The organism is Microbacterium sp. PAMC22086 (assembly GCF_019443525.1).
GTDB lineage: Bacteria > Actinomycetota > Actinomycetes > Actinomycetales > Microbacteriaceae > Microbacterium > Microbacterium maritypicum.
On sequence record NZ_CP080380.1, the window covers coordinates 1361763 to 1388083 of the forward strand.

26 protein-coding genes are annotated in these 26321 nt (G+C 69.3%); 18 read left to right on the forward strand and 8 right to left on the reverse strand.

Annotated features, from left to right (window positions below; genetic code table 11):
• Positions 1 to 72 precede the first annotated feature (72 nt).
• From KY497_RS06875 to KY497_RS06895, 5 genes are read left to right on the forward strand one after another with little or no spacing between them, the layout of a single operon-like run.
• Positions 73 to 1275 (forward strand): glycerate kinase, encoded by a 1203-nt coding sequence (locus KY497_RS06875; RefSeq protein WP_219870146.1) that lies wholly within the window; start codon positions 73 to 75, stop codon positions 1273 to 1275.
• Positions 1276 to 1332: 57 nt separating this feature from the next.
• Positions 1333 to 1803: a MaoC family dehydratase N-terminal domain-containing protein gene (locus KY497_RS06880; RefSeq protein ID WP_141385774.1), complete on the forward strand. Its 471-nt coding sequence runs from the start codon at positions 1333 to 1335 to the stop codon at positions 1801 to 1803.
• Positions 1803 to 2201, forward strand: coding sequence for a MaoC/PaaZ C-terminal domain-containing protein (locus KY497_RS06885; protein ID WP_218683280.1), 399 nt, complete (start codon positions 1803 to 1805; stop codon positions 2199 to 2201). Before KY497_RS06880 ends, KY497_RS06885 begins: the two co-directional genes overlap by 1 nt.
• A gap of 13 nt (positions 2202 to 2214) precedes the next feature.
• Complete coding sequence (locus KY497_RS06890; RefSeq protein ID WP_219870147.1) at positions 2215 to 3348, forward strand: UDP-N-acetylmuramate dehydrogenase; 1134 nt, start codon at positions 2215 to 2217, stop codon at positions 3346 to 3348.
• A gap of 46 nt (positions 3349 to 3394) precedes the next feature.
• Positions 3395 to 3796: a VOC family protein gene (locus KY497_RS06895; RefSeq protein WP_141385776.1), complete on the forward strand. Its 402-nt coding sequence runs from the start codon at positions 3395 to 3397 to the stop codon at positions 3794 to 3796.
• On the opposite strand, the gene KY497_RS06900 is transcribed toward KY497_RS06895, so the two are convergent.
• From KY497_RS06900 to ald, 3 genes are all read right to left on the reverse strand, one after another.
• Complete coding sequence (locus KY497_RS06900) at positions 3754 to 4152, reverse strand: hypothetical protein (protein ID WP_141385777.1); 399 nt, start codon at positions 4150 to 4152, stop codon at positions 3754 to 3756. The two genes, KY497_RS06895 and KY497_RS06900, sit on opposite strands and share 43 nt — an antisense overlap.
• 125 nt (positions 4153 to 4277) lie before the next feature.
• Entirely contained in the window at positions 4278 to 5477 is a 1200-nt protein-coding gene (locus KY497_RS06905) for a pyridoxal phosphate-dependent aminotransferase (RefSeq protein ID WP_127482915.1), read from the reverse strand.
• 81 nt (positions 5478 to 5558) lie between these two features.
• Positions 5559 to 6653: an alanine dehydrogenase gene (ald, locus tag KY497_RS06910; protein ID WP_127482914.1), complete on the reverse strand. Its 1095-nt coding sequence runs from the start codon at positions 6651 to 6653 to the stop codon at positions 5559 to 5561.
• Positions 6654 to 6756: 103 nt separating this feature from the next.
• On the opposite strand from ald, the gene KY497_RS06915 reads away from it, so the two are divergent.
• Positions 6757 to 7275 (forward strand): Lrp/AsnC family transcriptional regulator, encoded by a 519-nt coding sequence (locus tag KY497_RS06915; RefSeq protein WP_017829172.1) that lies wholly within the window; start codon positions 6757 to 6759, stop codon positions 7273 to 7275.
• 19 nt (positions 7276 to 7294) lie between these two features.
• Here KY497_RS06915 and KY497_RS06920 read toward each other — a convergent pair whose 3' ends face one another.
• The 3 genes from KY497_RS06920 to aceA form a co-directional block, all read right to left on the reverse strand.
• Positions 7295 to 7726 carry a hypothetical protein gene (locus KY497_RS06920; RefSeq protein ID WP_219870148.1) on the reverse strand — a complete coding sequence of 144 codons (432 nt, stop codon included), beginning with the start codon at positions 7724 to 7726 and terminating at the stop codon, positions 7295 to 7297.
• 95 nt (positions 7727 to 7821) lie between these two features.
• Positions 7822 to 9468: a malate synthase A gene (gene aceB / locus KY497_RS06925; RefSeq protein ID WP_219870149.1), complete on the reverse strand. Its 1647-nt coding sequence runs from the start codon at positions 9466 to 9468 to the stop codon at positions 7822 to 7824.
• A 144-nt stretch (positions 9469 to 9612) separates the two neighbouring features.
• On the reverse strand, positions 9613 to 10938 hold the full coding sequence (gene aceA, locus KY497_RS06930; protein WP_141385782.1) for an isocitrate lyase: 1326 nt from the start codon (positions 10936 to 10938) through the stop codon (positions 9613 to 9615).
• 133 nt (positions 10939 to 11071) lie between these two features.
• On the opposite strand from aceA, the gene KY497_RS06935 reads away from it, so the two are divergent.
• The 6 genes from KY497_RS06935 (at position 11072) to KY497_RS06960 (ending at position 17746) form a co-directional block, all read left to right on the forward strand.
• Entirely contained in the window at positions 11072 to 12523 is a 1452-nt protein-coding gene (locus tag KY497_RS06935; RefSeq protein WP_219870150.1) for a helix-turn-helix domain-containing protein, read from the forward strand.
• A gap of 114 nt (positions 12524 to 12637) precedes the next feature.
• Entirely contained in the window at positions 12638 to 13741 is a 1104-nt protein-coding gene (locus tag KY497_RS06940; RefSeq protein ID WP_235562452.1) for an ABC transporter substrate-binding protein, read from the forward strand.
• Positions 13726 to 14538, forward strand: coding sequence for an ABC transporter ATP-binding protein (locus KY497_RS06945; protein WP_258185944.1), 813 nt, complete (start codon positions 13726 to 13728; stop codon positions 14536 to 14538). Before KY497_RS06940 ends, KY497_RS06945 begins: the two co-directional genes overlap by 16 nt.
• Positions 14531 to 15379: an ABC transporter permease gene (locus tag KY497_RS06950; protein ID WP_055865526.1), complete on the forward strand. Its 849-nt coding sequence runs from the start codon at positions 14531 to 14533 to the stop codon at positions 15377 to 15379. The genes KY497_RS06945 and KY497_RS06950 overlap by 8 nt, the downstream gene beginning before the upstream one ends.
• A 110-nt stretch (positions 15380 to 15489) precedes the next feature.
• A complete protein-coding gene (locus tag KY497_RS06955; RefSeq protein ID WP_017829163.1) occupies positions 15490 to 16869 on the forward strand; it encodes an NtaA/DmoA family FMN-dependent monooxygenase in 1380 nt (459 codons plus the stop codon).
• The gene (locus KY497_RS06960) at positions 16862 to 17746 is read left to right on the forward strand and encodes a ribokinase (RefSeq protein WP_219870151.1); all 885 of its coding nucleotides are present in this window, start codon (positions 16862 to 16864) and stop codon (positions 17744 to 17746) included. Before KY497_RS06955 ends, KY497_RS06960 begins: the two co-directional genes overlap by 8 nt.
• A 2-nt stretch (positions 17747 to 17748) precedes the next feature.
• Here KY497_RS06960 and KY497_RS06965 read toward each other — a convergent pair whose 3' ends face one another.
• Positions 17749 to 18354 (reverse strand): PadR family transcriptional regulator, encoded by a 606-nt coding sequence (locus KY497_RS06965; RefSeq protein WP_141385788.1) that lies wholly within the window; start codon positions 18352 to 18354, stop codon positions 17749 to 17751.
• A gap of 103 nt (positions 18355 to 18457) precedes the next feature.
• Here KY497_RS06965 and KY497_RS06970 point away from each other — a divergent pair, with 103 nt between their 5' ends.
• Together KY497_RS06970 and KY497_RS06975 are read left to right on the forward strand one after the other, a co-directional pair.
• On the forward strand, positions 18458 to 18967 hold the full coding sequence (locus KY497_RS06970; RefSeq protein WP_218683219.1) for a flavin reductase family protein: 510 nt from the start codon (positions 18458 to 18460) through the stop codon (positions 18965 to 18967).
• On the forward strand, positions 18964 to 19368 hold the full coding sequence (locus KY497_RS06975; RefSeq protein ID WP_219870152.1) for a riboflavin kinase: 405 nt from the start codon (positions 18964 to 18966) through the stop codon (positions 19366 to 19368). The genes KY497_RS06970 and KY497_RS06975 overlap by 4 nt, the downstream gene beginning before the upstream one ends.
• A gap of 58 nt (positions 19369 to 19426) precedes the next feature.
• On the opposite strand, the gene KY497_RS06980 is transcribed toward KY497_RS06975, so the two are convergent.
• Positions 19427 to 20935, reverse strand: coding sequence for a PucR family transcriptional regulator (locus KY497_RS06980; protein ID WP_055874094.1), 1509 nt, complete (start codon positions 20933 to 20935; stop codon positions 19427 to 19429).
• Positions 20936 to 21032: 97 nt separating this feature from the next.
• On the opposite strand from KY497_RS06980, the gene gabT reads away from it, so the two are divergent.
• The 4 genes from gabT (at position 21033) to KY497_RS07000 (ending at position 26318) form a co-directional block, all read left to right on the forward strand.
• Positions 21033 to 22397, forward strand: a complete 1365-nt coding sequence (gene gabT / locus KY497_RS06985) for a 4-aminobutyrate--2-oxoglutarate transaminase (RefSeq protein ID WP_219870153.1) — start codon at positions 21033 to 21035, stop codon at positions 22395 to 22397.
• Between the two features lie 107 nt (positions 22398 to 22504).
• Complete coding sequence (locus KY497_RS06990) at positions 22505 to 23887, forward strand: NAD(P)/FAD-dependent oxidoreductase (protein WP_219870154.1); 1383 nt, start codon at positions 22505 to 22507, stop codon at positions 23885 to 23887.
• Positions 23887 to 24771, forward strand: coding sequence for a universal stress protein (locus tag KY497_RS06995; protein ID WP_017829155.1), 885 nt, complete (start codon positions 23887 to 23889; stop codon positions 24769 to 24771). Before KY497_RS06990 ends, KY497_RS06995 begins: the two co-directional genes overlap by 1 nt.
• Entirely contained in the window at positions 24771 to 26318 is a 1548-nt protein-coding gene (locus tag KY497_RS07000; protein ID WP_219870155.1) for an APC family permease, read from the forward strand. The genes KY497_RS06995 and KY497_RS07000 overlap by 1 nt, the downstream gene beginning before the upstream one ends.
• Positions 26319 to 26321: the final 3 nt, after the last annotated feature.

A 26321-nucleotide genomic window follows, 5' to 3' on the forward strand; every position in this document is an offset into this window, starting at 1 on the left:
CCGGTGCACCGGTGCTCGTCGTGCCCGCACACCGGGCGCTCGTCGCCCCTCTCGGGCGCAGAAGGAGGAATCATGTCGATCCACACCCCGCAGCGCATCCTGGTCGCACCGAGCGGATTCAAGGAGAGCCTGAGCGCCGAGGCCGTGGCCCAGGCGATCGCCGCCGGCGTGCGTCGGGTCATTCCCGGCGTGCAGGTGGACGAGTATCCGGTTCCGGATGGAGGGGAGGGCACCGCCGCTGCGCTCGCCGCCGCCACCGGAGGCGAGCTCGTCGCGGCGCGGGTCACGGGGCCCGTCGGAGAGCCGGTCGATGCGCATTGGGCACGGCTCGGAGGACACGGGGCGGGCACGGCTGTCGTCGAGATGGCCTCCGCCGCCGGGCTGCGACTCGTGCCGCGCGACCGTCGCGACCCGGGGGAGACCACCACCCGGGGGGTCGGAGAGTTGATCGCGGCAGCTCTCGACGCCGGGGCCGCGCGGATCGTGGTCGGCTGTGGCGACTCCGGCACGAGCGACGGCGGCTCCGGTGCGCTCGAAGCACTCGGCGTGCGCATTCTCGATCGCGACGGCGTACCGCTGCCGACGGGCGGACGGCACCTCAGGGAGGCGGCGCAGCTCGATCTCACGGGTCTGCATCCCCGCATCGGCGAGGTCGAGATCGTGCTCGCCTGCAACATCCACAACGTACTGTGCGGGCCGCGTGGCGTGGCCCGGGTGTTCGGCCCGCAGAAGGGCGCGACGCCGGAGCAGGTGGAGCAGCTCGCCGGGGCCCTCGACATCTGGGCAGGTCTGCTCGAGGAGCAGAGTCCGTTCGGGGCGGCGATGGACGTGCGCACCGGCGGCGGCACGGGAGCGTCGGGCGGACTCGGGGCGGGGCTCGCCGCGGTGCTCGGTGCGCGGCTCGCCCCGCGCTTCGAGGTGCTCCTCGACAGCGGGCTGCTGCCCGAACCCCTCGACGAGCTGATGGCGGTGGCCGATCTCGTGATCACCGCCGAGGGCGCGATCGACTTCCAGACCCCTCGGGGCAAGGTGCCGGCCGAGATCGCGATGCGCGCCCGGGTCGCCGGCGTCCCGGTGCTCGGGATCGCCGGGTCGCTGGGTGTCGGCGCGCCGACCGTGCACGACATCGGGATCGACGCGATCGCCTCGATCATCACCGTGCCGATGCCCCTCGAACAGGCGGTGGCGCACGGCGAGGCACTGCTGCGCGACGCCGCGGAGCGCAGCATGAGAATGGTCCTGCTCGGATCGGCGATGTCCGCGCGGGCGGCCTGAACCCTCCGAAGCCGACCCGCGGCCTGGTTCGCCGCCACCCCTCGGTAGGATCGAGGGGTGGCAGTGAACCAAGATCTGGTCGGCCGGGAGTTCCCGCCGACGGCCCCGTACCTCGTCGGCCGCGAGAAGGTGCGCGAGTTCGCTCGCGCCGTCTTCGCCGATGCCCCGCAGCACACCGACCTCAAGGCGGCCCGCGCGGCCGGCTTCTCCGACGTCGTGGCGCCGCCGACCTTCGCGATGGTCATCCAGGACCTCACGCTCCAGCAGCTGCTGGGGCAGGAGGACTCCGGCATCGTGCTGGCGCGCACCATCCACGCCGAGCAGCGCTTCGCCTACACGCGCCCCATCGTCGCGGGCGACGAGCTCTCCGCGCAGCTGCGCGTCACCGGCATCCGCATGATGGGCGGCAACGCGATGATCACCAGCGAGGCCGAGATCACCGACCCAGCGGGTGCCCATGTCGTCACCGCCACCAGCGTGCTGCTGGTCGGTGCCGAGCCGAGTGCGGATGAAGGAGAGGCTGCCTGATGGGCTACACCGTCGGAGACGTGCTCGCTGAGCGCACCGTGCACCTCACCCGCGAATCGCTCGTGCGTTACGCGGGGGCATCCGGAGACTTCAACCCGATCCACTACCGCGATGACGTCGCGGCGTCCGTCGGGCTTCCCGGCGTGCTCGCGCACGGCATGCTCACGATGGGCATCGCCTCGTCGGTCGTCCTCGCGGCGCTCGACCCGGCCGCCCGCATCCTCGACTACGGCGTGCGCTTCACCAAGCCCGTCGTCGTCGACCCCGTCGAGGGCGCTGACATCACCGTCGTCGCCACCGTCGGTGCTGTCGACGACGAGGTCGCGCGCATCGACCTCAAGGTCACGTTCGGCGAGACCACCGTGCTCGTCAAGGCGCAGCTGCGCGTCGCCGTCTGATGAGGACGCTGTGATGCGGGAGAGCGAGCCGGTCCGACTCGCGGAGCTGACCACGCTGCGTACGGGTGCGGCGCCGGAGCAGATGTTCGAGGCGACGACGACCGCCGGCCTGGTCGAAGCCCTGCGCGAGACGTGGGCGCGCGGTGACGAGTGGTTCGTGCTCGGCGGCGGCTCCAACCTCTTCGTGGGCGACGAGCCCTTCGAGGGCACCGTCATCCGCGTCCGCACCGAGGGCATCGAAGAGCTGCCGTCACCGCATCAGGGACGCATCCGTCTGCGTGCGCAGGCCGGACACGGCTGGGACGACCTGGTCGCCTATGCCGTCGCCCACGGCTACGCGGGCCTCGAGGCGATGAGCGGGATCCCCGGCACGGTCGGCGCCGCCCCCGTGCAGAACATCGGCGCCTACGGGCAGGAGATCCAGGAGACGCTGGTCGAGGTCGAGCTGATCGACGAGTCGACCGGAGAGATCTCGACGGTTTCCGCCGCCGAGCTCGGACTCGGCTTTCGCACCTCGGTGCTCAAGCACCACCACGGGAGTGTGCCGCTGCGCCGTGCCGTGATCCTCTCCGTGACCGTCGACCTGCTCATCGCGGGTGAGCGCGTGGTGCGCGGCGAGCAGCTGCGTCGGGCGCTGGGCCTGACCGATGAGATGCCCGTTCCGCTGGGGTGGGTGCGCGAGCGCATCCTCGCGACCCGGGCGTCGAAGGGGATGCTGCTCGACGCGGACGACCCCGACACGCATGGCGTCGGCTCCTTCTTCCAGAATGCGATCGTGACGGCGGCGGTGGCCAGGGCGCTGCCCACGGAGTGCCCGCGCTGGCCGGTCGCCCCCGACCTCGATGCGGTGACCGTGATCCCGCTCGCCTCGTACGACGGAATGGTTCCGACGTCGAAGCCCGCGACCGTCTCCGACGTCAAGGTGAGCGCGGCCTGGCTCATCGAGCAGGCAGGTATCCGCAAGGGCTTCAAGCTTCCGCGCTCACGAGCATCCGTGTCGACCAAGCACGCGCTCGCGCTGACCAACCGCGGCGGTGCGACCGCCGGCGAGGTCGCCGAGCTGGCACGGTTCATCCAGAGCAGGGTGCACGCCGAATTCGGTCTCGTGCTGCAGCCGGAACCGGTGCTCGTCGGCGTCGACCTGTAGAGCGTTGCTCGGCAGCCGCGGCCGACGGCGGGGCTACACTCGCGGCATGAGCGGACTGATCCCGTACCTGCTGTTCCCCGGCAACGCCGCAGAAGCGCTGCGTCACTACCAGTCGGTGTTCGGCGGCGACCTGCAGCTGCTCGACTACGCCACCGCGGGCCGGCACGACGGGCCGGGCGATGCGATCGCGCACGGGCAGCTGAGCGGACTGGTCGAGCTCGCCGGTGCGGATGCCGGTGCCGACGACGACGCTGTGCAGATGGGCGGTATGTTCCTCTCGCTCCTCGGCACGGCCGACGCGCTGACTCTGACCGGCTGGTACGACACGCTCGCGGCCGACGGCCGTGTGATCGACGCGCTGCAGAAGCGTCCGTGGGGCGACTACGACGGCACGCTCATCGACCGCTACGGCATCCGCTGGCTGATCGGCTTCCACCCCGAGGACTGAACCTGCTTCCCGTCGAAGTAGGCACGAGACGAGGGCAGGAAGATCAACACGACTGCCGCGCTGGTGAGGGCGAGGGCCGCGAGGCCGGCCCAGAACTCCCAGATCGGGGCAGCTGCCGCCGGAACGTAGAGCGCGAGCGGGAGCGGGAACAGCAGGGTCGCGTATCGGGCCCACGACTTCCGTCTCATCACGAGCACCGTGATGGTCGCGTAGACGACCACCGGTACGAAGGGGAGCACACTCAGCCACCCTCCTCCCCAGTACCACATGAAGGGAGCGACGACGAGGGAGAGGAAGAAGACCAGCACGGTCACCGTGCTCAGGATGGTGAAGGCCACCCGCAGAGTCACCGGCATCCACTCTTCCTCCTGCTTCCCCCAGGCGCGTCGAGACCCATCGTCGACGTCGAGACCCACTCCCGCAGGCGACTGGGGGCGTGGGTCTCGGTGCGCACGATGGGTCTCGGCAGAGATGCAGCGGGTCAGGCGAACAGACGCTGCAGGCGCTGGACGCCCTCGAGCAGCTGCTCGTCGCCGAGCGCGTACGACATGCGGATGTAGCCGGACGGGCCGAAGGCCTCACCGGGGACGACAGCGACCTCGGCCTGGTCGAGGATGAGGTCGGCGAGCTCGAGCGAGGTGGTCGGCGTCACGCCGCCCCAGGTGCGGCCGAGCAGGCCCTGCACGTCGGGGTACACGTAGAACGCGCCGAGCGGGTTCGGGACCACGAGGCCGTCGATCTTCGACAGCTCCGAGACGATGAGCTGGCGGCGGCGGTCGAACGCCTGGCGCATCTTCTCGGCCTCGTCCTGCGGACCGGTGAGGGCAGCGATCGCCGCCTTCTGGGCGACGTTGTTCACATTGCTGGTGAGGTGCGACTGCAGGTTGCCGGCGATCTTGATGGCGTCGGCGGGGCCGACCATCCAGCCCACGCGCCATCCGGTCATGGCGTAGGTCTTCGCGACGCCGTTGACCAGGATGGTCTGACCGGCGACCTCGGGGACGGCCTCGACGATCGAGGTGGCCTTGACGCCCTCGTACGTGAGGTTCTGGTAGATCTCGTCGCTGATGATCCAGATGCCGTGCTCCAGCGCCCACTCGCCGATGGCCTTGGTCTCCTCGGCGGTGTAGACGGAGCCGGTGGGGTTCGACGGCGAGACGAACACGAGGGCGGTGGTGCGGGCGGTGCGGGCGGCCTCGAGCTGCTCGACCGTGACCTTGTATTCCTGGTCGGCGCCCGCGAAGACCTCGACGGGGGTGCCGTCGGCGAGGCGGATGGCCTCGGGGTAGGTGGTCCAGTACGGCGCGGGCAGCAGCACCTCGTCGCCGGGGTTCACCACCGCCTGGAAGGCCTGGTAGACAGACTGCTTGCCGCCGTTGGTGACGATGACCTGGCTGGGGGAGACCTCGAGGCCGGAGTCGCGCAGCGTCTTCGCGGCGATCGCCTCGCGCAGCGCCGGAAGACCCGGGGCCGGCGTGTACCGGTAGCTGGCGGGATCGGCAAGAGCCTCGGCCGCCGCATCCACGATGAACTGCGGCGTCGCGAAGTCGGGCTCGCCGGCGGCGTACGAGATGACGTCCTTGCCTTCGGCCTTGAGGGCCTTGGCCTTGGCGTCGACCTTGAGGGTCGCGGACTCGGCGATGGCGGACAGCTTGCGGGAGAGAGGAGCGCGTTCGGTCACGATTACGAGCGTACTCGGGTCGATGCGGCAGGTGAGGTGTGGGATGCCGCCAAGATCCGAGGTTCTTTCGGGTGCGGAAGGTCAGCCGGCGTCGAGACCGTGAGCCTGCGCGACGGCCGCGAGCGTGATGCGCCCGCCCTGCACGTTCAGACCCGCAGCCAGTGCCGCGTCTTCGGACGCCGCGCGCTCCCAGCCCTTCCCGGCGATCGCCGAGACATAGGGGAGGGTCGCGTTGGTCAGGGCACGGGTCGCCGTCTCGGGAACCGCGCCCGGCATGTTCGCGACGCAGTAGTAGATGGAGTCGTGCACCGCGAACGTGGGGTCGTCGTGGGTCGTGGGGCGCGAGCCCTCGAAGCATCCGCCCTGGTCGATGGCGATGTCGACGAGCACGGAGCCCGGCTTCATCGCGGCGACCATGTCGTCGGTCACGAGCTTGGGGGCCGCAGCTCCCGGGATCAGCACGGAGCCGATCACGAGGTCGGCGGTCTTGAGCTCCTCGGCGATGTCGTAGCGGCTCGACGCGCGCGTCTCGAGGGCGCCGCCGTAGCGGTGCTCGAGCTCGCGCAGGCGCGGCAGGGCGACGTCGATCACCGTCACCTTCGAGCCGAGCCCGAGCGCGTTCGCCGCGGCGTGCTCTCCCGCGACACCGCCGCCGATCACGACGGTCTTGGCGCGCGGCGTGCCGGCGATACCGCCGAGCAGCATGCCGCGACCGCCCTGCGAGCGCAGCAGTGAGTACGAGCCCATGGTGACCGAGAGACGCCCGGCGATCTCGCTCATCGGCACGAGCAGCGGCAGACTGCGGTCGGGCAGCTGCACCGTCTCGTAGGCGACGGCGGTGGTTCCCGCCTCGACGAGCGCGGTGGTGAGCGCACGGTCGGCGGCGAGGTGCAGGTAGGTGAAGAGGGTGAGATCGTCGCGCAGGAAGCCGTACTCCTGGGCGATCGGCTCCTTGACCTTGATGACCATATCGGCCTCGCCCCACGCGTCGGCGGCGGTCGCGACGATCTCGGCGCCGGCCGCGCGGTAGTCGTCGTCCGTGATGCGCGAGCCGAGCCCGGCGCCGGACTGCACGAGCACCCGGTGGCCCTCGCGCACCAGACGGTCGGCGCCGGCGGGGGTGAGGGAGACGCGGTTCTCGTTGTTCTTGACCTCGGTGGGGACGCCGATCTTCATTGATCCTCCAGGTGTGATGCGGTGCGGCACCCAGGATCGCAGAAACATCGACAGAACAACAGAATCGGTGAAGATGATTCGTATGAAGCGGAAATCCTGAATAATGCTTCGTATGGAGACGACCTCACAGGCCCCGGAGCCGAACACCGTTCGGGCACCGGCCCTGGATGCGATCGATGCCAGGATCGTGCAGCTGCTCACGGCCGACGGGCGTATGACGAATGCCGAGCTCGCCGCACGTCTCGGCGTCGCGCCCTCGACGGCGCACACCCGGCTGCGCGCCCTCGTGGACCGCGGCGTGATCACGGGTTTCCACGCGAGTGTGGACGAGCGGATGCTGGGCGCAGGGCTGCAGGCGATTATCGGCGTCACGCTGCGTCCGAGCGGACGGCGGGAGAGCATCGTCGAGTTCGCGGATCGCGTGCGCGTGCTGCCTCCGGTGATCCAGCTGTTCTTCCTCGGCGGCGACGACGACTTCCTGCTGCACATCGCGGTCGCCGACTCATCCGAGATGCGCGAATTCGTGCTCGAGCACCTCTCGGCGCAGAGCAGCGTCGCCTCGACCCGCACGAGCATCGTGTTCGACTACCACCGCAACTCGGTGGCCGCTTCGTTCCGCTGAGGCGGGGAGCCGCTGCGGGTCAGGCGCCGTAGGAGGAGGGCAGTGCGCAATAGTCGGCGAACCGACGGGCCGGATGCGCGGGGTCGGTCACATCGACGATCGAACCCGCGACGGTGTGCGGCGGCTCATCGCCCGCCAACTGCCACACCGCGTAGTTCCACATGCCTCTGGCGCGCCCGCCGAGCAGCGCGTACGGCCCCGAGACGAGCAGGATGTCGTCGCTCTTCGGACCCTCGCGGAACGCGGTGACCGCGTCACGGAGCTCGACCTCGTCACCGTCCGGCGAGTGCTCGCGGATGACCTGCTGCCCAGAGGCCGTCAGCGCGGACAGGAGGTCATCTGCCGCCTGCCGCGAGCGCTCGGCATTCGCCCCGGCCACCGCGAGCAGGCGCCGGCCGCGCGGGTAGAAGTGCAGGAACTCGGAGGAGATATCCGCCCAGACGTCGGTCATGCCCCCAGGCTACGCCCGTGCGGTGGCACCGGCTCCGCGCACGAAAGAGCCCTCGGTCACGGCGTCGGCCGCGGCCCGAGGGCTCCTTCGCGCGCTCAGTCCTCGTCGACCAGGAACCGGCTGTAGGCGCCCAGCGTGAGGAACGTGGGGAACTCCTCCCGCAGGGCGACCTCACGGAAGATCTCCGCCGCGTCGTCGTACCTGTCGCCGTGGGTGCGCGTCGCCTGTGCGAGCACCTGGGTGATCAGATCCTCGACGTACTCAGCCGTGATGGGGGTGCCGTCCTGCGTGGTGCGGTCCTGGTGGATCCACTGCCACACCTGCGAGCGGCTGATCTCGGCGGTCGCGGCATCCTCCATCAGGTTGTCGATCGCCACGGCGCCGAGTCCGCGCAGCCAGGCCTCCAGGTAGCGGATGGCGACGGACACGTTGTCCCGTACGCCCTGCGCGGTGATCGGTCGACCGATGTGCAGGTCGAGCAGGTCGCGGGCCTCGACGTGAACATCGTCGCGCTGCCGGTCGACCTGGTTGGGGCGGTCGCCCAGCACGGCGTCGAACTCCGCCTGGGCGGTGGGGATCAGGTCGGGGTGCGCCACCCAGGTGCCGTCGAAGCCGTCGCCGGCCTCGCGCTTCTTGTCGGCGGTGACCTTCTCGATCGCGCGCGCCGTCACCTCGGGGTCGCGCCGGTTCGGGATGAACGCGCTCATGCCACCGATCGCGAAGGCGCCCCGCTTGTGGCAGGTCTGCACGAGCAGGTCGGTGTACGCCCGCATGAACGGCACCGTCATCGTGACCTCGCTGCGGTCGGGGAGCACGAAGCGCGCCCCGCGGCCGCGGTAGTTCTTGATGATCGAGAAGATGTAGTCCCAGCGGCCGGCGTTCAGTCCCGCGCAGTGGTCGCGCAGCTCGTAGAGGATCTCGTCCATCTCGAAGGCGGCCGGCAGGGTCTCGATCAGCACGGTCGCGCGGATCGTGCCGTGCGGGATGCCGATGTACTCCTCGCTGAACGAGAAGACGTCGTCCCACAGCTTCGCCTCCTCGCTCGACTCGATCTTGGCGATGTAGAAGTACGGCCCGCGGCCGCCGTCGATCAGCGCCTGCGCGTTGTGCAGGAAGTAGAGGCCGAAGTCGACCAGCGATCCCGATGCCGACGTGCGACGACCGGCGCGGTCGACGAAGGCGATGTGCTTCTCGGGCAGGTGCCAGCCGCGAGGGCGCATCACGATCGTGGGTGTGCGCTCCGCCGTGACGCGGTATTCCTTGCCTTCCGGCGAGGTGAACGACAGCTCGCCGCGGATCGCATCGCGCAGGGACAGCTGCCCCTCGATCACGTTCTTCCAGGTGGGGCTCGTGGCATCCTCCTGGTCGGCGAGCCACACCCGCGCGCCGGAGTTCAGCGCATTGATCGTCATCTTCGGGTCGGTCGGCCCGGTGATCTCGACGCGACGGTCCTCGAGTCCGGGGCCGGCGCCGGCCACCCGCCAGTCCCGATCCTCACGGATGTGTGCCGTGTCGTCGCGGAACTGGGGGTCGTGCCCGTTGCCGATCTCGAAGCGGCGACGCATCCGGTCGGCCAGACGGTCGTGGCGACGCGCGGCGAATCGGTGGTGCAGCTCGGTGAGGAAAGTGAGCGCCGACGGGGTCAGGATCTCCTCGTAGCGGTCGCGGAGGGGGCCGGTGACCTCGATCGCGGGACCCTGCTGGGTCGTCTGGATCGGAGCCGTGGTGGTGGGAGTGGTCATGATCGTGAGTCCTTTGCGTGGTGGTCCCCTTCGGCTCCGTCGAGACCCACGGTGGTCGTCGAGACCCATCGCTGCAGGCGATCGCGGCGGTGGGTCTCGACGGCGCCGATGGGTGTCGGCGAGACGGGGACGAGAAAGTGGGGATCAGTGGAACTGCGCGGCTTCGGTGGAGCCGGCGAGGGCGAGCGTCGCGCTGTCGGGGTTGAGCGCGGTGGAGATGACGTCGAAGTAGCCGGTGCCCGCCTCGCGCTGGTGCTTGGTGGCGGTGTACCCGTCTGCTTCCGCGGCGAACTCGGCTTCCTGCAGCTCGACATAGGCGGTCATGGCGCGATCGGCGTAGCCGCGGGCGAGGTCGAACATCGAGTAGTTCAGGGCGTGGAAGCCGGCCAGGGTGATGAACTGGAACTTGTAGCCCAGGTCGGCCAGCTCCTGCTGGAACGTCGCGATCTCGGTGTCCGACAGGTGCTTCTTCCAGTTGAAGCTCGGCGAGCAGTTGTAGGCCAGGAGCTTGCCGGGGAACTCGGCGTGGATCGCCGCGGCGAAGTTGCGAGCGAGCTCGATGTCCGGCTCTCCCGTCTCGACCCACAGCAGGTCCGCGTAGGGGGCGAAGGCGAGTCCGCGGCTGATGACCGACTCGATGCCGGGACGGATCCGGTAGAACCCTTCCGTGGTGCGCTCGCCGGTGGTGAACTGCTGGTCCCGCTCGTCGACGTCGCTGGTGAGCAGGTCGGCGGCGAGGGCATCCGTGCGGGCGATGATGACGGTCGGCACTCCCGCCACGTCGGCCGCGAGGCGAGCGGCGTTCAGGGTGCGGATGTGCTGCTGCGTGGGCACGAGCACCTTGCCGCCGAGGTGGCCGCACTTCTTCTCGCTGGCCAGCTGGTCTTCCCAGTGGATGCCCGCGGCACCGGACTGGATGAGCGACTGCGCGAGCTCGTAGGCGTTCAGCGGTCCGCCGAAACCGGCCTCCGCGTCGGCGACGATCGGTGCGAGCCAGTCCTGTGTGGTCTCGCCTTCGGCGTGCTCCAGCTGGTCCTGGCGGATGAGGGCGTTGTTGATGCGACGCACGACGGCCGGCACGGAGTTGGCGGGGTACAGCGACTGGTCAGGGTAGGTCTGACCGGCGAGGTTGCCGTCGGCGGCGACCTGCCATCCGGACAGGTAGATGGCCTTCAGTCCCGCCCGCACCTGCTGCACGGCCTGGCCCCCGGTGTACGCGCCGAGCGCCCGGACGTAGTCCTCGGTGTGCAGGAGGTTCCAGAGGTTGTCGGCGCCGCGGTGGGCGAGCGTGGCCTCTTCGCGGACCGAGCCGCGGATGCGGATGACGTCTTCTGCCGAGTAGGTGCGCTCGACGCCGTCCCAGCGCGGGTCGGTGTCCCAGATCTCCTGGAGCTCGGCGGCCGTCTGAACCTGGTCGCCGGCTCGCAGACCGGCGGGGCGGGGCGTCGGGGTGTGGGCGGTGTTCGTCATGGTGTCTCCTCGGTGGATCCGGCGGTTGTGCCGGTGTGGCGTGGTTCCACTGTGCGTGAAGTTCGGAAGCCCCAGCGACCGATCTGGGAGCGAAGATCGGGCAAAATTCTGTTTCTGTGACAGAATCGGCCGCATGAGCACCATCGACGCTGCAAAAGAGACCGACGCCCTCACGATCGGCCGGCGCATCCGCCAGCTCCGTACGGCGAAGGGGATGACCCTCGACGACCTGGCCGCCGCCGTCGATCGGGCGCCCAGTCAGATGTCGATGATCGAGACCGGCAAGCGCGAGCCCAAGCTCACGCAGCTGCAGGCGATCGCCCGCGTGCTCGGGGTCACGATCGATGCGCTGCTGGAAGGTGAGCCGCTCGATGAGCGCAGCGCGGTCGAGATCGCCCTCGAGCGGGCGATGAAGGGCCAGACGTTCCAGGCGCTGGGCATCGAGCCGTTCCGTATCGCGAAGAGCCTGCCGACGGATGCTCTGAAGGCCCTGCTCGCCCTGCACGGCGAGATCGATCGGCTCAAGGATGAGCGGGCCGCGACGCCGGAGGAGGCGAGGCGGGCCAACGTCGAGCTGCGGCACCTCATGCGGCGACAGGACAACCACTTCGCCGATCTCGAGGCGAAGGCCGCCGAGATCCTGGCCGCGGTCGGCCATCCGGGCGGTCCTCTGACGCAGCGCACGGCGTCCGAGATCGCGGCGCATCTGGGCTTCACCCTGCACTACGCCCCCGACCTGCCGCAGACCACGCGCAGTGTCGCGGACCTCGCGAACGGCCGGCTCTACCTGTCGAGCAGCGTGCCAGCGAAGGGCGATGCCCGCACCGCGGTGCTGCAGGCGCTCTCGAGCCGTATCCTCGGACACTCCGAACCGCGCAGCTATGCCGAGTTCCTGCGGCAGCGCGTGGAGACCAACTACCTCACGGGTGCCCTCCTCATCCCGGAGGCGCATGTCGTCCCCGTCCTGATGGACGCCAAGCAGCGCAAGGCGATCTCGATCGAGGACCTGCGCGATGCGTACTCGGTGTCGTACGAGACGGCGGCGCACCGCTTCACCAACCTCGCCACACGACACCTCGACATCCCCGTGCACTTCCTCAAGGTGCACGAGTCGGGCACGATCACCAAGGCGTACGAGAACGACGACGTGAACTTCCCGACCGACCGCCTCGGGGCCATCGAAGGCCAGATGTGCTGTCGCCGGTGGACCTCGCGCGTGGTGTTCGATGAGGATGACCGCTTCAACCCGTACTACCAGTACACCGACACCGGCAACGGCACGTACTGGTGCACGGCGCGGGTCGAGTCCTCGAGCGAGGGGCTGCACTCGGTGAGCGTCGGGGTGCGCTTCGACGACACGAAGTGGTTCGTAGGGCGCGACACCTCGCACCGCGGCGTCTCGAAGCACTCGGTCGAGGTGTGCTGCCGGCGGGCACCTGCCGACCTGGAGGACCGCTGGCGCGAGAACTCCTGGCCCAACGTGAAGACTCCGCGCACGCTGCTGGCGACACTGCCGACCGGGGCCTTCCCCGGCGTCGACACGACCGACGTGTATGAGTTCCTGGAGGCGCACGTCCCTCGCTGAGTGCGGGAGCCCGCTCCCGCCGTTCGTCAAAAGTTAGTTTGATCTTGCTTAGTCAATCTTGACTATGTTACTTTCATCGAGCCATCAATGACGAACGGCCGAGAAGGGACCCTCATGGCTACTTCCTCTGCGGAAACCCGATTCCGCATCACTGCCACCCTGACGTGCGTTCTCGCCGCCACGCTGACGCTCGGAGCATGCTCCGCGCAGACGCCAGGCGGCGATACCGCCCCCACGAGTGCGAGCGACACCGACGCCTGCAAGCGGAATCAGGATGCCGGCACCATCACCTACATCTCCGGCTACGGCTACTCCGCCAGCGCCGGTCAGCTCGACGTGTTCCTCGCCGAGGAGCTGGGCTACTTCGACGATCTCTGCCTGGATGTGGAGATCAACGCCTCCGGGGCGAACGGGCAGCAGCTCGTCGCCTCCGGTCAGGCGCAGTTCACCGCCCTCGGCTCCGCATCCGATGTGATGCTGGCCGCGGCGAACAGCAAGAACCTCACGGCGGTCGCCACCTACGGCACCACCCCGCCGTTCTCGATCTTCGGCAACGAGAGGCTCGAGAGCCTCAAGGACCTCGAGGGCGGATCGCTCGGTTACTTCATCAATCTGACCCCGATCGCCTCGGCCATGCTCGATGAGGCCGGTGTCGACGTCTCGAAGGTCGAGATGGTCAAGATGACCAACTACGACCCGACCGTCGTGGTGCGCGAGCAGGTCGACGCGATCGTCGGCTACGCCTCCAACCAGCCGCAGTCGCTCAAGGCGCAGGGACTGCCGTTCAGCGAGTTCCTCCCCTCCGACCTCGGTGTCGAGGGCACCTACAACGTGATGGAGGTCAACTCCCGCTTCCTCGACGAGCACCGTGAGGTCGCCGCCGATTTCATGCGCGCGAGCCTCAAGGCGCTGCAGTACTGCCTGGACGAGTCGGATGCCTGCATCGACAAGCTCGCGAAGCTGGCCGAGGACAACAACCAGGGCGCCGCTTTCCCGCGCGACCAGCTGGCCCGCACGTGGGAGGTCGAGTCCGCGTGGGTGCGTGAGAGCGCCGGCGGCAACCCCGGCGTGCAGAACGAATCCATGTGGGAGCCGGAGTACGCCCTCGTGAAGAAGTACGGCGACGTCAAGAACCTGCCGGCGATCGCGGACATGATGGACGCCGACCTGGTCGCCGACCTCTACGACGGTGACACCCTCACATGGCCGGCGAAGTGATGTCGGTCGCACAGGGAGCAGGCGTCGAGGTCAGGAACGTCTCGAAGTCCTTCGGGGCGGACGGCGCCAAGGTCACGGTGCTCGACGACGTGAGCCTCACGATCGGCATGGGCGAGTTCGTGTCGGTGATCGGCCCCAGCGGCTGCGGCAAGTCCACGCTGCTCAAGGTCGTCGCCGGTCTTCTCCACGCCGACTCCGGCACCGTCACGATCGACGGCGAGAGCGTCACCGCGGCCTCGCGCGACAAGAAGATCGGCCTCGTGCCGCAGTCGCCCGCGCTGCTGCCGTGGAAGACCGTGCGCGAGAACGTCGAGCTGCCGGTGCGCATCAACGCCAAGGCGAACTCCGGACGCGCACTGCGCGATCCCGCCGAGCTCTTGGCGACCTTCGGACTCGGACAGGCGATGAAGAAGTACCCCGGTCAGCTCTCCGGCGGCATGCAGCAGCGTGCCGCGATCGCCAGGGCGTTCGTGTTCGACCCGGCCATCATGCTGATGGACGAGCCGTTCTCGGCCCTCGACGAGATGAACCGCGACCTGCAGCGCATCGCCCTGCTGGAGTTCTGGCAGTCCAACCGCAAGGCCGTCATGTTCGTCACGCACTCGGTGCCGGAGGCGATCATGCTCTCCGACCGCATCGTGGTGATGGCAGCCCACCCGGGGCGCATCGCTCAGGTGATCGACGTGAACCTGCCGCGGCCGCGCGACGAGCAGTCGTATGCCACGGAGGAGTTCCGCGAGATGGAAGCAGTCGTGCGCGATGCGCTGCGCGCGCAGACGGAGAAGGCCCATGTCTGAGCTGACGATGAGAGACACGACCGCGACCCTCGCGACCGCCCGCCTGAAGGCCCAGCCGCGCCGTGGCATCCCGCCGTGGCTGCGCTGGGGATCCTGGGGACCCACCCTCATCACCTTCGTGATCGCCGCGCTGCTGTGGCAGGTCGTGGCCTGGACCAACCCGTACGTGCTCCCGACGCTGGAGGCGATCGGCACGAGCCTCGTCGACGATGCCGGCATGTACTGGTCGAACTTCCTCGTCACCCTGCTCGAGGTCGTGGTCGGCGCCTCCGCCGGCATCCTGGCCGGCTTCCTGCTGGCCGTGATCATGGCCGAGTTCCAGATCATCGAGCGGGCCGTGATGCCGCTCGTGATCATCGTGATGGTGACCCCGATCGTGGCGATCGCCCCGGCGCTGGTGGTCGCCTTCGGCTTCGGCATGGTGCCGAAGTTCATCGTGACCGGGCTCGTGGTCTTCTTCCCGATGCTCGTGAACTCGCTGGCGGGTCTGCGCGATGTCGACCAGAAGGCGCTCGACGTCTTCAAGACGCTGCACGCCTCGCGGTGGGAGATCTTCCGCGAGCTGCGCTTCCCCGGCAGCATGCCCTACGTGTTCGCAGGGCTCCGCATCGCCCTGCCGCTCGCGGTGGTCGGCGCGGCGGTCGCCGAGTTCGTCGCGGCGGGACAGCAGGCCGGTCTCGGCTCGCTCGTCACGACCTCTGCGGCGCAGGCGAACCTCGCCGTCACCTGGGCCAGCATCGCCCTGCTGTGCCTGCTCGGCGTGCTCCTGATCATCGTCCTCGCCCTGGTGCGCAAGCGCGTGCTCTGGTGGAGCGACGGCGAGGTCACGGCCAAGGGCTGACGCGGCACCCGCCTCCCGGGACGGGCGCCCCCACCCGTCCCGGGGTTCCTCCGGCGTGCCCGGAACCACCCCAGAACACCCAGAACCACCCACAAGGAAGGCACCCGCACATGACCGATCAGAACTCCGTCAAGCCGCTGCGTCTCGGCCTCTTCGAGAACGCGCAGGCGAACGACTCCGGCACCGCGACCTGGCGGCACCCCGACAACGGGCGCTACCTGTTCGACAAGCTCGAGTACTGGCGCGACACCGCGCGCATGGTCGAGGACGCCGGGTTCGACTTCCTTTTCCTCGCGGATGCCTGGGGCTGGGCCGACGTCGCGGGCGAACGTCCCGACATCTGCTCGGTCGAGGGTCTCGACCTGCCGCGGCTCGACCCCGCGATCATCCTCGCAGCCCTCATCCCCGAGACCACGCGGCTGGGACTCGTCGCCACCGGATCGACGCTGCTCGAGCCGCCCTACTCCTTCGCCCGTCGGATGGCGACGCTGGACATCCTCTCCGGTGGTCGCATCGGCTGGAACGTGGTCACCACCGGAACCGCCGACACCGCCGTGCAGGGCTTCGGCGTGCCCATGGTCGGACACGACGAGCGCTACCTCATGGCCGACGACTTCATGCAGGTCGTCTACAAGCTCTGGGAGCAGGCGTGGGAGGAAGGCGCCCTGGAGCGGGACAAGTCCGGCCGCTTCGCCGACCCCTCCAAAGTGCACCGCATCGCACACGACGGCCCGTACTTCCGCTCGCACGGCTACGGGAACACCTCGCGCTCGCCGCAGGGCACGCCGGTGCTGTTCCAGGCCGGCGCGTCGCCCGCAGGCCGCGAGTTCGGCGGCAAGCACGGCGAGGCGATCTTCGTCGGCAGCGGCTCGGTCGAGCAGCTGCGCGCGCACTCCTCCGCGATCCGCGAGGAGGCCGTCAAGAACGGCCGCGCGGCCGACGAGGTGAAGATCATGTCGGCCTTCGCCGCGATCGTCGGCAGCACGGAGGAGGAGGCGCGACGCAAGTACGCCGAGGTGGCCGACGCGCAGAACCCCGACGTCACGGTGGCCTCCTACGCCTGGTTCACCGGGCTCGACCTCTCGGCCTACGCGCCCCACACCCCGATGTCGGAGCTCAGCACCGAGCTCTCGCAGACGCAGGTCGCCCGCTTCGCCGACAAGACCGTCGGCGACGTGCTCGGCGACTGGCACGCGCACGGCGTCGGCGCCCGTCCGATCGTGGGGACCCCGGAGCAGGTGGCGGACCGGATGATCGAGCTCGCCGACGGCGCCGACCTCGACGGATTCCTGTTCGCCCCCGTCATCCCGCCGGCATCGACCGTCGACTTCATCGAGCACGTGCTGCCGATCCTCAAGGAGCGCGGGGCGATCGTGGAGCCCTCATCGGAGCCGCAGTCGCTGCGCGAGCGCCTGATCGGCACGCCGACGCCGGCGCTCGCCGACTCGCACACGGGCTCGCAGTACCGGCGGACGATGTCGCGTGTCTGACACCCTCACCGGTGTCGCCGTGGTGGGGAGCGCGAACCTCGATCTCGTGGTCGAGGTCTCGCGCCCCCCGCTCGTCGGCGAGACCCTGTTGGGCCGGGCCGGTGGTCGCTTCTCCGGAGGCAAGGGGCTCAATCAGGCCGTCGCCTGCGCACGCAGTGGGGCACCGACCCGGTTCTGCGCCGTCGTCGGAGCGGATGAGGCGGCCGATGTGCTGCAGCAGACGTTAGCGGATGCCGGAGTGGTGGCGGCCGTGCGCCGCAGCGCCGTCGCTCCGACCGGCGTCGCCCACGTGCTGGCGTTCGAGGATGGCGACAACAGCATCATCGTCGCGGCCGGCGCGAACGCCGAGCTCGACGCAGACGACGCCGTCGCCGGCATCGAGGGAGCCGCGGTCGTGCTCGCTCAACTGGAGGTGCCCGTCGCGAGCGTAGCCGCCGCACTGCGCGCGGGGCGAGCGGCGGGCGCGCTGACGATCCTCAACGCGGCTCCCGCACACGTCGCGACGATCGAGATGCTCGGCGACGTCGATGTGCTGGTCGTGAACGAGACGGAGTGCGCCGAGCTCGGCGGCATCGACCGGTTGCATGCAGCCGGAGCGCGGGTCATCGTGCTCACGCAGGGTGCCGGGGGAGTGACCCTGCATCGCACGGGCGAACAGCCCTTGCACATCGATGCGTTCCGGATCGATCCGGTGGACACTACAGGTGCCGGCGATGCCTTCTGCGGTGCGCTGGCCGCAGCGCTCTCCCAGGAGGAGAGGATCGAGCATGCTCTGGTCCGAGCCTGCGCCGCCGGAGCCGTCGTGGCTCAGCATCGCGGAGCGACGACGTCGGAGCTTTCGCCCGCGTCGATCGCAGCGCTCGTCCTGTCGCGCTGAGGTCAGTTCGAGGGTGCGGCGTCGGCCGGCGTCGCGTCCTCGACCGTCTCACCGGCGAAGGTGTACTCACCGCCGCGCAGGCGCTCCAGCAGATCGAGCAGCCACTGCTTCTCGGCCGTGAGGCGCGCTGTGGACAGGTCGAAGATCTCCCGCACGTACTTCGGCGTCGTCTCGGAGCGCAGGGTGTCCTGCACGTCGAAGCCGTTCTGCGTGATGATCGCGTCGCTCTTGATGAGACGATGCTCGAGGCCGGCGATCACCTCCTGCCGGCTCAGGACGAACATGAACGAGGCCACCGTCATGATGGCCTGGGTGTCGAAGGCCGCCACGTTCCAGAGGTTCTCGCGCAGCATCCTCTGCAGTTCCACCTCGCCGGCTGGCGTGATGCGGTAGGTCGTGCGAGCGGGGCGCTTCCCCTCGGCCTCGGTGCCGCTCTCGGCGATGTAGCCGTCGACCTCGAGGGCGCGCAGCGCGTTGTAGATCGATCCGGGCTGGATGTGCGCCCATTCGTCGACGTGCCAGGTCATGAGCTCTCGGCGGAGGAAGTACCCGTGCACGGGCTGGAACTGCTTCACGGCGCCGAGGACGACGAGGCGGGTGGTCGACATGCCCCTCATGCTAACGGCTGGCATCACAGATTCCTGTTGTTTGCATGATCAAAATTGCCTATTATCAAAACTAGTCAAAGTTGACTAACGAAAGGAAGCTGAAATGACGACTGCCGTGACCGACGCCCTGCCGCGCGACCTCGCCCTCCGCCGGGCCTTCTCGGTGTACCCGACCGGCGTCGTGGCTCTCGCCGCGCACGTCGATGACCGCGCCGTCGGGATGGCGGTCAACTCCTTCACCTCGATCTCGCTCGAACCCGCGCTCGTCGCGATCAGCGCGGCGCGCACGTCGAAGACCTGGCCTGTACTGCGCACGGTTCCGGAACTCGGCATGAGCGTGCTCGCCGCGCACCATGAGCCGCTCAGCCGCTCGCTCTCAGCGCGACAGGGCGACCGTTTCGGTGGTCACGAGTGGAAGCGCACCGACGGTGGTGCGGTGCTGATCTCCGACGCGGCACTCTGGCTCACCTGCCGCCTGCACAGCACCTTCGACGGCGGCGATCACGAGATCGCGCTGTACGAGATCGCCGACATCACCCTGTTCGACGATGTCGAGCCGCTGGTCTTCCATCAGAGCCGCTATCGCGCCATCGCCGCCCCCGAGAGCGCGTGAGCACTGCGCCGCTCGGGGCGATCGCCGGAGTGGTCGTCCCGGGCGACGGTCGCGGCCGAGGCCTCGGTTTCCCCACGGCGAATCTGGCGCTCGACGGCGCAGAGGCGCCCGGCGACGGCATCTACGCGGCCTGGACGCGGATCGACGATGATCCGCAGCCGTGGGCGGCGAGTGTCAGCGTCGGGACGAACCCGACGTTCGCCGGCGACCGCGAGCGACGGGTCGAGGTGCACCTGCATGATGCGGATCTCGACCTGTACGGCCGCCGCCTGTTCGTGACCCTCGTCGCGCGACTCCGCCCGACGCTGCAGTTCGACGGCGTCGATGCGTTGATCGCGCAGACCGCGGACGACGTCGCCCGTTGCCGCGCCTTCCTCGCCTTCTCGCCGGCCTCACCCTGACCTCGCGCCGCCTCCGACGACCGGAACGGCTCATCCGGGCGCCACCGACTGACCCGCCTCAGTCGCGGGCGGTCTGCAGGATCGTCCAGAGCTCGGCGCGGGCGGGGAAGGTCGACAGGTCGATGTCGAGCAGCGCGCCGGCGTGGGCGATGCGCGAGCGCAGCGTGTGTCGGTGCACCCCGAGCGCGACCGCGGCGGACTCCGCCTTCGCATCGTGCTCCAGCCAGGTGCGCAATGACCGCTCGAGATCGGCTCCCGTGCGGGCATCGTGCTCGCGCACCGGAGCGAGGCGGGACTCGGCGACCAGCCGGGCCTCGTCGGTCGCGAGCGCGGTGAGGATGCTCGAGCCCACGGTGTCGGCGTAGCGGGCGACCCCGTGCGTGCCCTGCTGACGAAGCGCCGTGAGCGCCTGCGCGTGGGCGCGGGCGAAGGAGTCGTAGGCCTCGGAATCGGAGACGCCGATGCGGATGCCGAAGCGTGCGGCGACCTCGTCGAGCAGGCCTTCATCGCCGGCCGACACGCACATCGTGACGCCGTCTTCGGACTCGGCGAGGAAGATCGAGGTGCCGTGCTCGGCGCGGTGGCGCTCCCACCAGTCCGCGAGCGGGCCCGCCGGTGCGTCGGCGGCGACGGCCACCAGCACGGGAGCCGGAGGGAGACTGCCCAGAACCCTCCTGGCGAGGGCGGGATCGTCGGTGAGGAGCGATCCGAGCAGCTGGGCGTGCAGGCGTCGGCGGCTCCGGGCGAGCTGCTCGGACTGCTCCAGCGCCAGCCCGGCCATGGCGATCACCGAGGTCACGACCGACCGTGCTTCGGAGTCGAGGCTGTCGGTGGCCAGGGCGATCACACCGCGCAGATGCCCGCCGCGACCGACCGTGAACAGCATGAACGAGTGCTCCTCGATGCTGAGCGACTGCCCCGCCTCGAGTCCGCGGGTCAGGATCTCCACCACGCGGTCTCCGACCTCGTCGAGCACGCCGGCATCGATGCCCTCGCGTGGGTGCGAGAAGGTCGGGGCGCCTGCGGCGTCGAACATCCCGGCCCACACGCCCAGCCGGCGTCCGAGCTCGGCGATGGTCGCATCGAGGCCGTGCGGACGAAGGGCCGCGAGGGCGAGGGCGCGCTGGGTGTCCAGAGCCCAGGATCGTCGGGCGTAGGCCTGGGCCGCGATGGCTTCGGAGTGCGCGCGGGCGACGGCGATGAATGGCGTGCGGTAGGGGACCGCGAACAGCGGCATGCCGTGGGTGGCGCACGCGTCGACCAGCTCTTCGGGGATGCCGGAGCGATGCACCTCGGTGCCGAATCCGAGGCCGATCACCCCGCGGTCGGCGAGCCGTCCGACATAGGTGTCGATGCTCACGGCGTCGTCGAACTGGGTTCCGGTGGTCAGCAGCGCCAGATCCTCGGAGAGGAACGGGGTCGGATCGGCGAGGTCCGAGCTGTGCACCCAGCGCAGGGGGCGGTCGAGCGCGCCTTCGGGGACGTCGGCTTCACGGGGGATCAGGGAGAGGCCGAGGTCGCGGCGCTGCAGCAGCGCGCGCAGCGTCGGTTGGGCGATGACGGGCACGGCACCCTCGTCTCTTGTACACCTCGGCGAATACCTATTCCAGATTGTACAGAGCGGTGAGTGCAGCCGCCTCTCTCGCAGCCGTACGCTCGCGAGCATGGCACTCCTCGACACCGCAGCTGTTGCAGTTCCCCTCGGCGGACCCGAGCTCCCTCAGGAGCGTCGTCTGGTCACCGAACTCCCCGGGCCCCGCTCGGCCGAGATCCTGGCACGCAAGGCGGATGCCGTCGCTGCCGGTGTCGGCCACACCGTGCCCGTCGCGACCGTCGCCGCCGGTGGCGGAGTCGTCGTCGACGCGGACGGGAACTCGCTCATCGACCTCGGATCGGGCATCGCCGTGACCACGGTGGGCAACGCGCACCCGAAGGTCGCCGCCGCCGTCGCCGCACAGGCCGCGCAGTTCACGCACACCTGCTTCATGATCTCGCCGTACGAGTCGTACATCGAGGTGGCCGAGGCGCTCAACCGGGTCACCCCCGGTGACTTCGCCAAGAAGAGCGCACTGTTCAACTCGGGCGCCGAAGCGGTCGAGAACGCGATCAAGATCGCGCGCAAGCACACCGGTCGCCAGGCGGTCGTCGCTTTCGACCACGGCTACCACGGCCGCACGAACCTGACCATGGCGCTGACCGCCAAGTCGATGCCCTACAAGAGCGGCTTCGGTCCGTTCGCTCCCGAGGTGTACCGCGCCCCGATGTCGTACCCGTTCCGCGACGGCCTCGACGGACGCGAGGCAGCCGCCCGTGTCATCCTGCAGCTCGAGAAGCAGATCGGCGCCGAGAGCCTGGCCGCGGTCATCATCGAGCCCATCCAGGGCGAGGGCGGCTTCATCGTCCCGGCCGACGGCTTCCTGCCCGCGATCGTCGACTGGTGCCGCGCGAACGGCGTCGTCTTCATCGCCGACGAGGTGCAGACCGGCTTCGCCCGCACCGGACACATGTTCGCGAGCGAGATCTTCGGCATCGAGCCCGACCTGATCACCACCGCCAAGGGCATCGCCGGCGGTCTTCCGCTGGCCGCGGTGACCGGCCGCGCCGAGATCATGGACGCCTCGCACTCCGGCGGCCTCGGCGGCACTTACGGCGGCAACCCGATCGCCTGCGCGGCAGCTCTCGCCGCGATCGACGTGTTCGAGAACGACGGTGTGATCGAGCGGGCACGCGAGATCGGTACGATCCTCACCGACCGTCTCACCGCGATGCAGAAGAACGACCCCCGCGTCGGGGATGTCCGCGGGCACGGTGCGATGATCGCGGCCGAGTTCGTCGACCCCGAGACCAAGGCGCCGAATGCCGCTCTCACCGCTGCCGTCGCGAAGGCGTGCATCGCACAGGGCGTCATCGTCCTCACCTGCGGAACGTACGGCAACGTCATCCGCTTCCTTCCTCCGCTCTCGATCGGCGACGACCTGCTGAACGAGGGACTCGACATCGTGGCCGCCGCCCTGGCCGCCGCCGAATAGCATGCAGGCCGCGCTCCCGCGCGGCCTGACCCCCTGTCCGGTCGCGACCCCAATCGGGGGATTTCGGGTCGCGACCGGCACTACTTCACCCAACGAAGGAATTGCAGATGTCTGAGATCACCCGCGACGTACTCATCATCGGTGCCGGAGCCGCAGGGCTCACGGCGGCGAACGACCTGCGCAAGGCCGGCCTGTCGGTCGCCGTGCTGGAGGCCCGCGACCGCGTCGGCGGGCGCCTGTGGACCGACGTCATCGACGGCGCCATGCTCGAGATCGGCGGCCAGTGGGTCTCGCCCGATCAGGATGCTCTCAAGGAGACGATCGAAGAGCTCGGGCTCGAGACCTACAGCCGCTACCGCGAGGGCGACAGCGTCTACGTCGGCCCCGACGGGAAGACGCACCGCTTCACCGGCGAGATGTTCCCCGTCTCCGCCGAGACCGAGGCCGTGATCGCACGGATCACCGGGATCCTCGACGCGCTGGTCGCCGAGATCGACCCCGACCGGCCGTGGGAGCACCCGAACGCCGCGGAGTGGGACTCCATCACCTGGGACGCCTGGCTGCGCTCGCAGACCGACGACGACGAGGCCGTGCGGAACCTGGCCTTCGCCACGGGCTCCGCGATGCTCACCAAGCCCACGCACTCGTTCTCGCTGCTGCAGTCGCTGCTGATGGCCGCATCCGCCGGTTCCTACTCGAACCTCGTCGACGCCGACTTCATCCTCGACAAGCGCGTGGTCGGGGGTCTGCAGCAGGTTCCGCTGCGCCTGGCCGAGCGCCTGGGCCAGGACGTGCTGCTGAACCAGCCCGTGCGCAGCCTCAAGTGGTCGGACGCCGGCGTCGTGGCCACCACCGATGAGCTCACCGTGCGCGCTCGCCACGCGATCCTCGCGCACGCTCCCGTGCTGTACAGCCGTATCTCGTTCGACCCGCCGCTGCCGCGTCGCCAGCATCAGCTGCACCAGCACCTCTCGATGGGCTTCGTCATCAAGGTGCACGCCGTCTACGACCGTCCGTTCTGGCGCGAGCAGGGCCTCAGCGGCACCGCGTTCAGCCCGTACGAGCTCTCGCACGAGGCCTACGACAACACCAACCACGGCGACGAGCGCGGCACCCTGGTGGGCTTTGTGTCCGACGCCAACGCCGACGGCGTGTTCGAGCTGTCGGCCGAGGAGCGCAAGGAGCGGATCCTCGAGTCGCTGTCGCACTACTACGGCCCCGAGGCCAAGAACCCCGTCGTCTACTACGAGAGCGACTGGGGCAGCGAGGAGTGGACGCGCGGCGCCTACGCCGCGAGCTTCGACATGGGCGGCCTGCACCGCTACGGCGCCGACCTTCGCACGGCCGTCGGTCCGATCCACTTCGCCTGCAGCGACATGGCCGGTGCCGGATACCAGCACGTCGACGGCGCGATCCGCATGGGACACCTCGTCGCCTCCAACATCGTCGACGCCAGTCGCGACGCCGGCGCTGTCGAGAGCGGCAGCTGATGACCGGCTCGGTCGTCGTGGGCTACACGGCGACGGATGCGGGAGCGGATGCCGCAGCGCTGGGCGCGCGTATCGCCCGAAGCCTCGGGGCCACCGTGCACCTGGTGATCGTGCTGCCGAACGAGGGCACGCGCAACGCCGCGGTCCCGCCGGAGCGCGCCTACGAGGAGCACATCAGGTCGCAGGCGAAGAAGTGGCTCGCCGACGCCGTCGTCCGGCTGCCGCAGGAGCTGACCCGCAGCGGTCACGTCCGCTTCTCCGAATCGTTCGCCGAGGGGCTCATCGCCGCCGGTGAGGAGTTCGGAGCCCGCGTGATCGTGATCGGCGCCGCGGGCGGCGGCATCTTCGGGCGGCACCGACTCGGAAGCGTCGCGTCGGAGCTGCTGCACTCGTCCACCATCCCGGTGGCGCTGGCTCCCGCCGGCACCGCCCTGCAGGACGATCACGTCCTCCCGCGCGTCACGGTCGCCGTCGGCTCCCGGCCGGGTGCCGACGCGCTGCTCGACGAGGCGGTCGCCCTCGCCGGTGACAGCGGAGTCGATCTCCGACTCGTCTCGCTCGTGCCGTTCGATGTGCCGCCCGGTCTCGACACCGGCGCGATCCGCACGGTCGGTGACACCCACGGGCAGGAAGTTCTCGCGATGGCGACCGAGAAGCTTCCGGACGGACGCACCGCCGCCGTCGAGAAGGCTCCGGGGGACAGCGTCGAAGACGCGGTCGCGAACCTCTCGTGGCTTCCCGGTGAGGTCGTCCTGGTCGGCTCCAGCCGGCTGGCACAGCCTCGTCGCCTGTTCCTGGGCTCCACGGCGGCGAAGATGCTGCACGAGCTGCCCGTCCCCATGATCGTCGTCCCGCGCACCCGCAACGAAGCAGGAGAACGCTGATGAGCAGCACCAACCGGGCGACGGAGCCCGAATCCGGTGTCACGACCGGGATCTCCACCAAGGGCCTGAGCGCCGGAACGGTCGGCCTCATCGGCGCGGTCGTGATCGGCATCTCGTGCATCGCGCCCGCCTACACGTTCACCGCCGCTGTGGGGCCTGTGGCTTCCACGGTCGGGTCGCAGATTCCCGCGATCATCCTGGTGGGCTTCATCCCCATGCTCCTGGTCGCCTTCGGGTACCGAGAGCTCAACAACCGGATGCCCGACTCCGGCACCTCGTTCACCTGGGCCGCACGCGCCTTCGGTCCGTGGGTCGGCTGGATGGCCGGCTGGGGCCTGGTGGTCGCCACGATCCTGGTCCTGTCCAACCTCGCCGGCATCGCGGTCGACTTCCTTTTCCTGCTGATCTCCCAGATCACCGGCAACCCGGACATCGCCGGCCTCGCGAGCGTCACCTGGATCAACATCGGGGTGTGCCTGCTGTTCATGCTCGGCGCGACGTGGATCTCGTATCGCGACATGCAGACGACCCAGAAGCTGCAGTACTGGCTCGTCGGCTTCCAGATCCTCGTGCTGCTCTTCTTCGCAGGCGCGGCGATCGTGCAGGCCGTAAGCGGCAACGGCTTCGACTACCAGCCGTTCGATCTGAACTGGTTCAACCCGTTCGCGATCTCGTCCTTCAGCGCGGTCGCTGCGGGTCTGTCGCTGTCGATCTTCATCTTCTGGGGCTGGGACGTCACCCTCACCATGAACGAGGAGACCAAGGATCCGGAGAAGACCCCGGGTCGCGCGGCCACCGTCACGGTGCTGATGATCGTCTCGCTCTACCTGCTGCTCGCCGTCGCGATGATCATGTTCGCCGGCGTCGGCACCGGCGCGCTGGGACTCGGCAACGAGGACATCCAGGAGAACGTGTTCTTCCACCTCTCCGGCCCGATCCTCGGCCCGCTCGCGTTTCTCGTGTCGCTCGCGGTGCTCACCAGCTCGGCGTCGTCGCTGCAGTCCACCTTCGTGGGACCGGCGCGCACCCTGCTGGCGATGGGGCACTACGGTGCACTGCCCAAGTCGTTCGCGAAGGTCAGCCCCCGCTTCTTCACCCCGGGGTACGCGACCATCGTCTCCGCCGTGGTGGCCTCGGCGTTCTACGCCGTGATGCGCATCGTGAGCGAGGACACGCTGTGGGACACCATCCTCACGCTCGGCATGATGATCTGCTTCTACTACGGGATCACCGCCTTCGCGTGCGTCTGGTACTTCCGCAAGCAGTGGTTCGACTCGGCGCGGAACGTCTTCTTCACGTTCCTGTTCCCGCTCATCGGCGGCTCGATCCTCGCGGTGCTGTTCTTCACCACGCTGATCGACTCGATGGACCCGGCCTACGGCTCGGGCTCGCAGATCGGCGGGGTCGGCATCGTCTTCATCCTCGGCATGCTGATCATCGTCGTCGGCATCGTCGTCATGATCTGGAACGCGGTCCGACGGTCCGCATTCTTCCGCGGACAGACACTGGGCATCGACGCACCGCCCAGCCGACGCAAGCGCTCCTAGCCC

Bases quoted from the DNA above. Each gene is read 5' to 3' on its own strand.
- KY497_RS06875 (WP_219870146.1), top strand. From the start codon at position 73: ATGTCGATCCACACCCCGCAGCGCATCCTGGTCGCACCGAGCGGATTC.
- KY497_RS06885 (WP_218683280.1), top strand. From the start codon at position 1,803: ATGGGCTACACCGTCGGAGACGTGCTCGCTGAGCGCACCGTGCACCTC.
- KY497_RS06890 (WP_219870147.1), top strand. From the start codon at position 2,215: ATGCGGGAGAGCGAGCCGGTCCGACTCGCGGAGCTGACCACGCTGCGT.
- KY497_RS06895 (WP_141385776.1), top strand. From the start codon at position 3,395: ATGAGCGGACTGATCCCGTACCTGCTGTTCCCCGGCAACGCCGCAGAA.
- KY497_RS06900 (WP_141385777.1), bottom strand. From the start codon at position 4,152: ATGCCGGTGACTCTGCGGGTGGCCTTCACCATCCTGAGCACGGTGACC.
- ald (WP_127482914.1), bottom strand. From the start codon at position 6,653: ATGAAGATCGGCGTCCCCACCGAGGTCAAGAACAACGAGAACCGCGTC.
- KY497_RS06915 (WP_017829172.1), top strand. From the start codon at position 6,757: ATGCTTCGTATGGAGACGACCTCACAGGCCCCGGAGCCGAACACCGTT.
- KY497_RS06920 (WP_219870148.1), bottom strand. From the start codon at position 7,726: ATGACCGACGTCTGGGCGGATATCTCCTCCGAGTTCCTGCACTTCTAC.
- aceB (WP_219870149.1), bottom strand. From the start codon at position 9,468: ATGACCACTCCCACCACCACGGCTCCGATCCAGACGACCCAGCAGGGT.
- aceA (WP_141385782.1), bottom strand. From the start codon at position 10,938: ATGACGAACACCGCCCACACCCCGACGCCCCGCCCCGCCGGTCTGCGA.
- KY497_RS06935 (WP_219870150.1), top strand. From the start codon at position 11,072: ATGAGCACCATCGACGCTGCAAAAGAGACCGACGCCCTCACGATCGGC.
- KY497_RS06940 (WP_235562452.1), top strand. From the start codon at position 12,638: ATGGCTACTTCCTCTGCGGAAACCCGATTCCGCATCACTGCCACCCTG.
- KY497_RS06945 (WP_258185944.1), top strand. From the start codon at position 13,726: ATGGCCGGCGAAGTGATGTCGGTCGCACAGGGAGCAGGCGTCGAGGTC.
- KY497_RS06950 (WP_055865526.1), top strand. From the start codon at position 14,531: ATGTCTGAGCTGACGATGAGAGACACGACCGCGACCCTCGCGACCGCC.
- KY497_RS06955 (WP_017829163.1), top strand. From the start codon at position 15,490: ATGACCGATCAGAACTCCGTCAAGCCGCTGCGTCTCGGCCTCTTCGAG.
- KY497_RS06965 (WP_141385788.1), bottom strand. From the start codon at position 18,354: ATGTCGACCACCCGCCTCGTCGTCCTCGGCGCCGTGAAGCAGTTCCAG.
- KY497_RS06970 (WP_218683219.1), top strand. From the start codon at position 18,458: ATGACGACTGCCGTGACCGACGCCCTGCCGCGCGACCTCGCCCTCCGC.
- gabT (WP_219870153.1), top strand. From the start codon at position 21,033: ATGGCACTCCTCGACACCGCAGCTGTTGCAGTTCCCCTCGGCGGACCC.
- KY497_RS06990 (WP_219870154.1), top strand. From the start codon at position 22,505: ATGTCTGAGATCACCCGCGACGTACTCATCATCGGTGCCGGAGCCGCA.
- KY497_RS06995 (WP_017829155.1), top strand. From the start codon at position 23,887: ATGACCGGCTCGGTCGTCGTGGGCTACACGGCGACGGATGCGGGAGCG.
- KY497_RS07000 (WP_219870155.1), top strand. From the start codon at position 24,771: ATGAGCAGCACCAACCGGGCGACGGAGCCCGAATCCGGTGTCACGACC.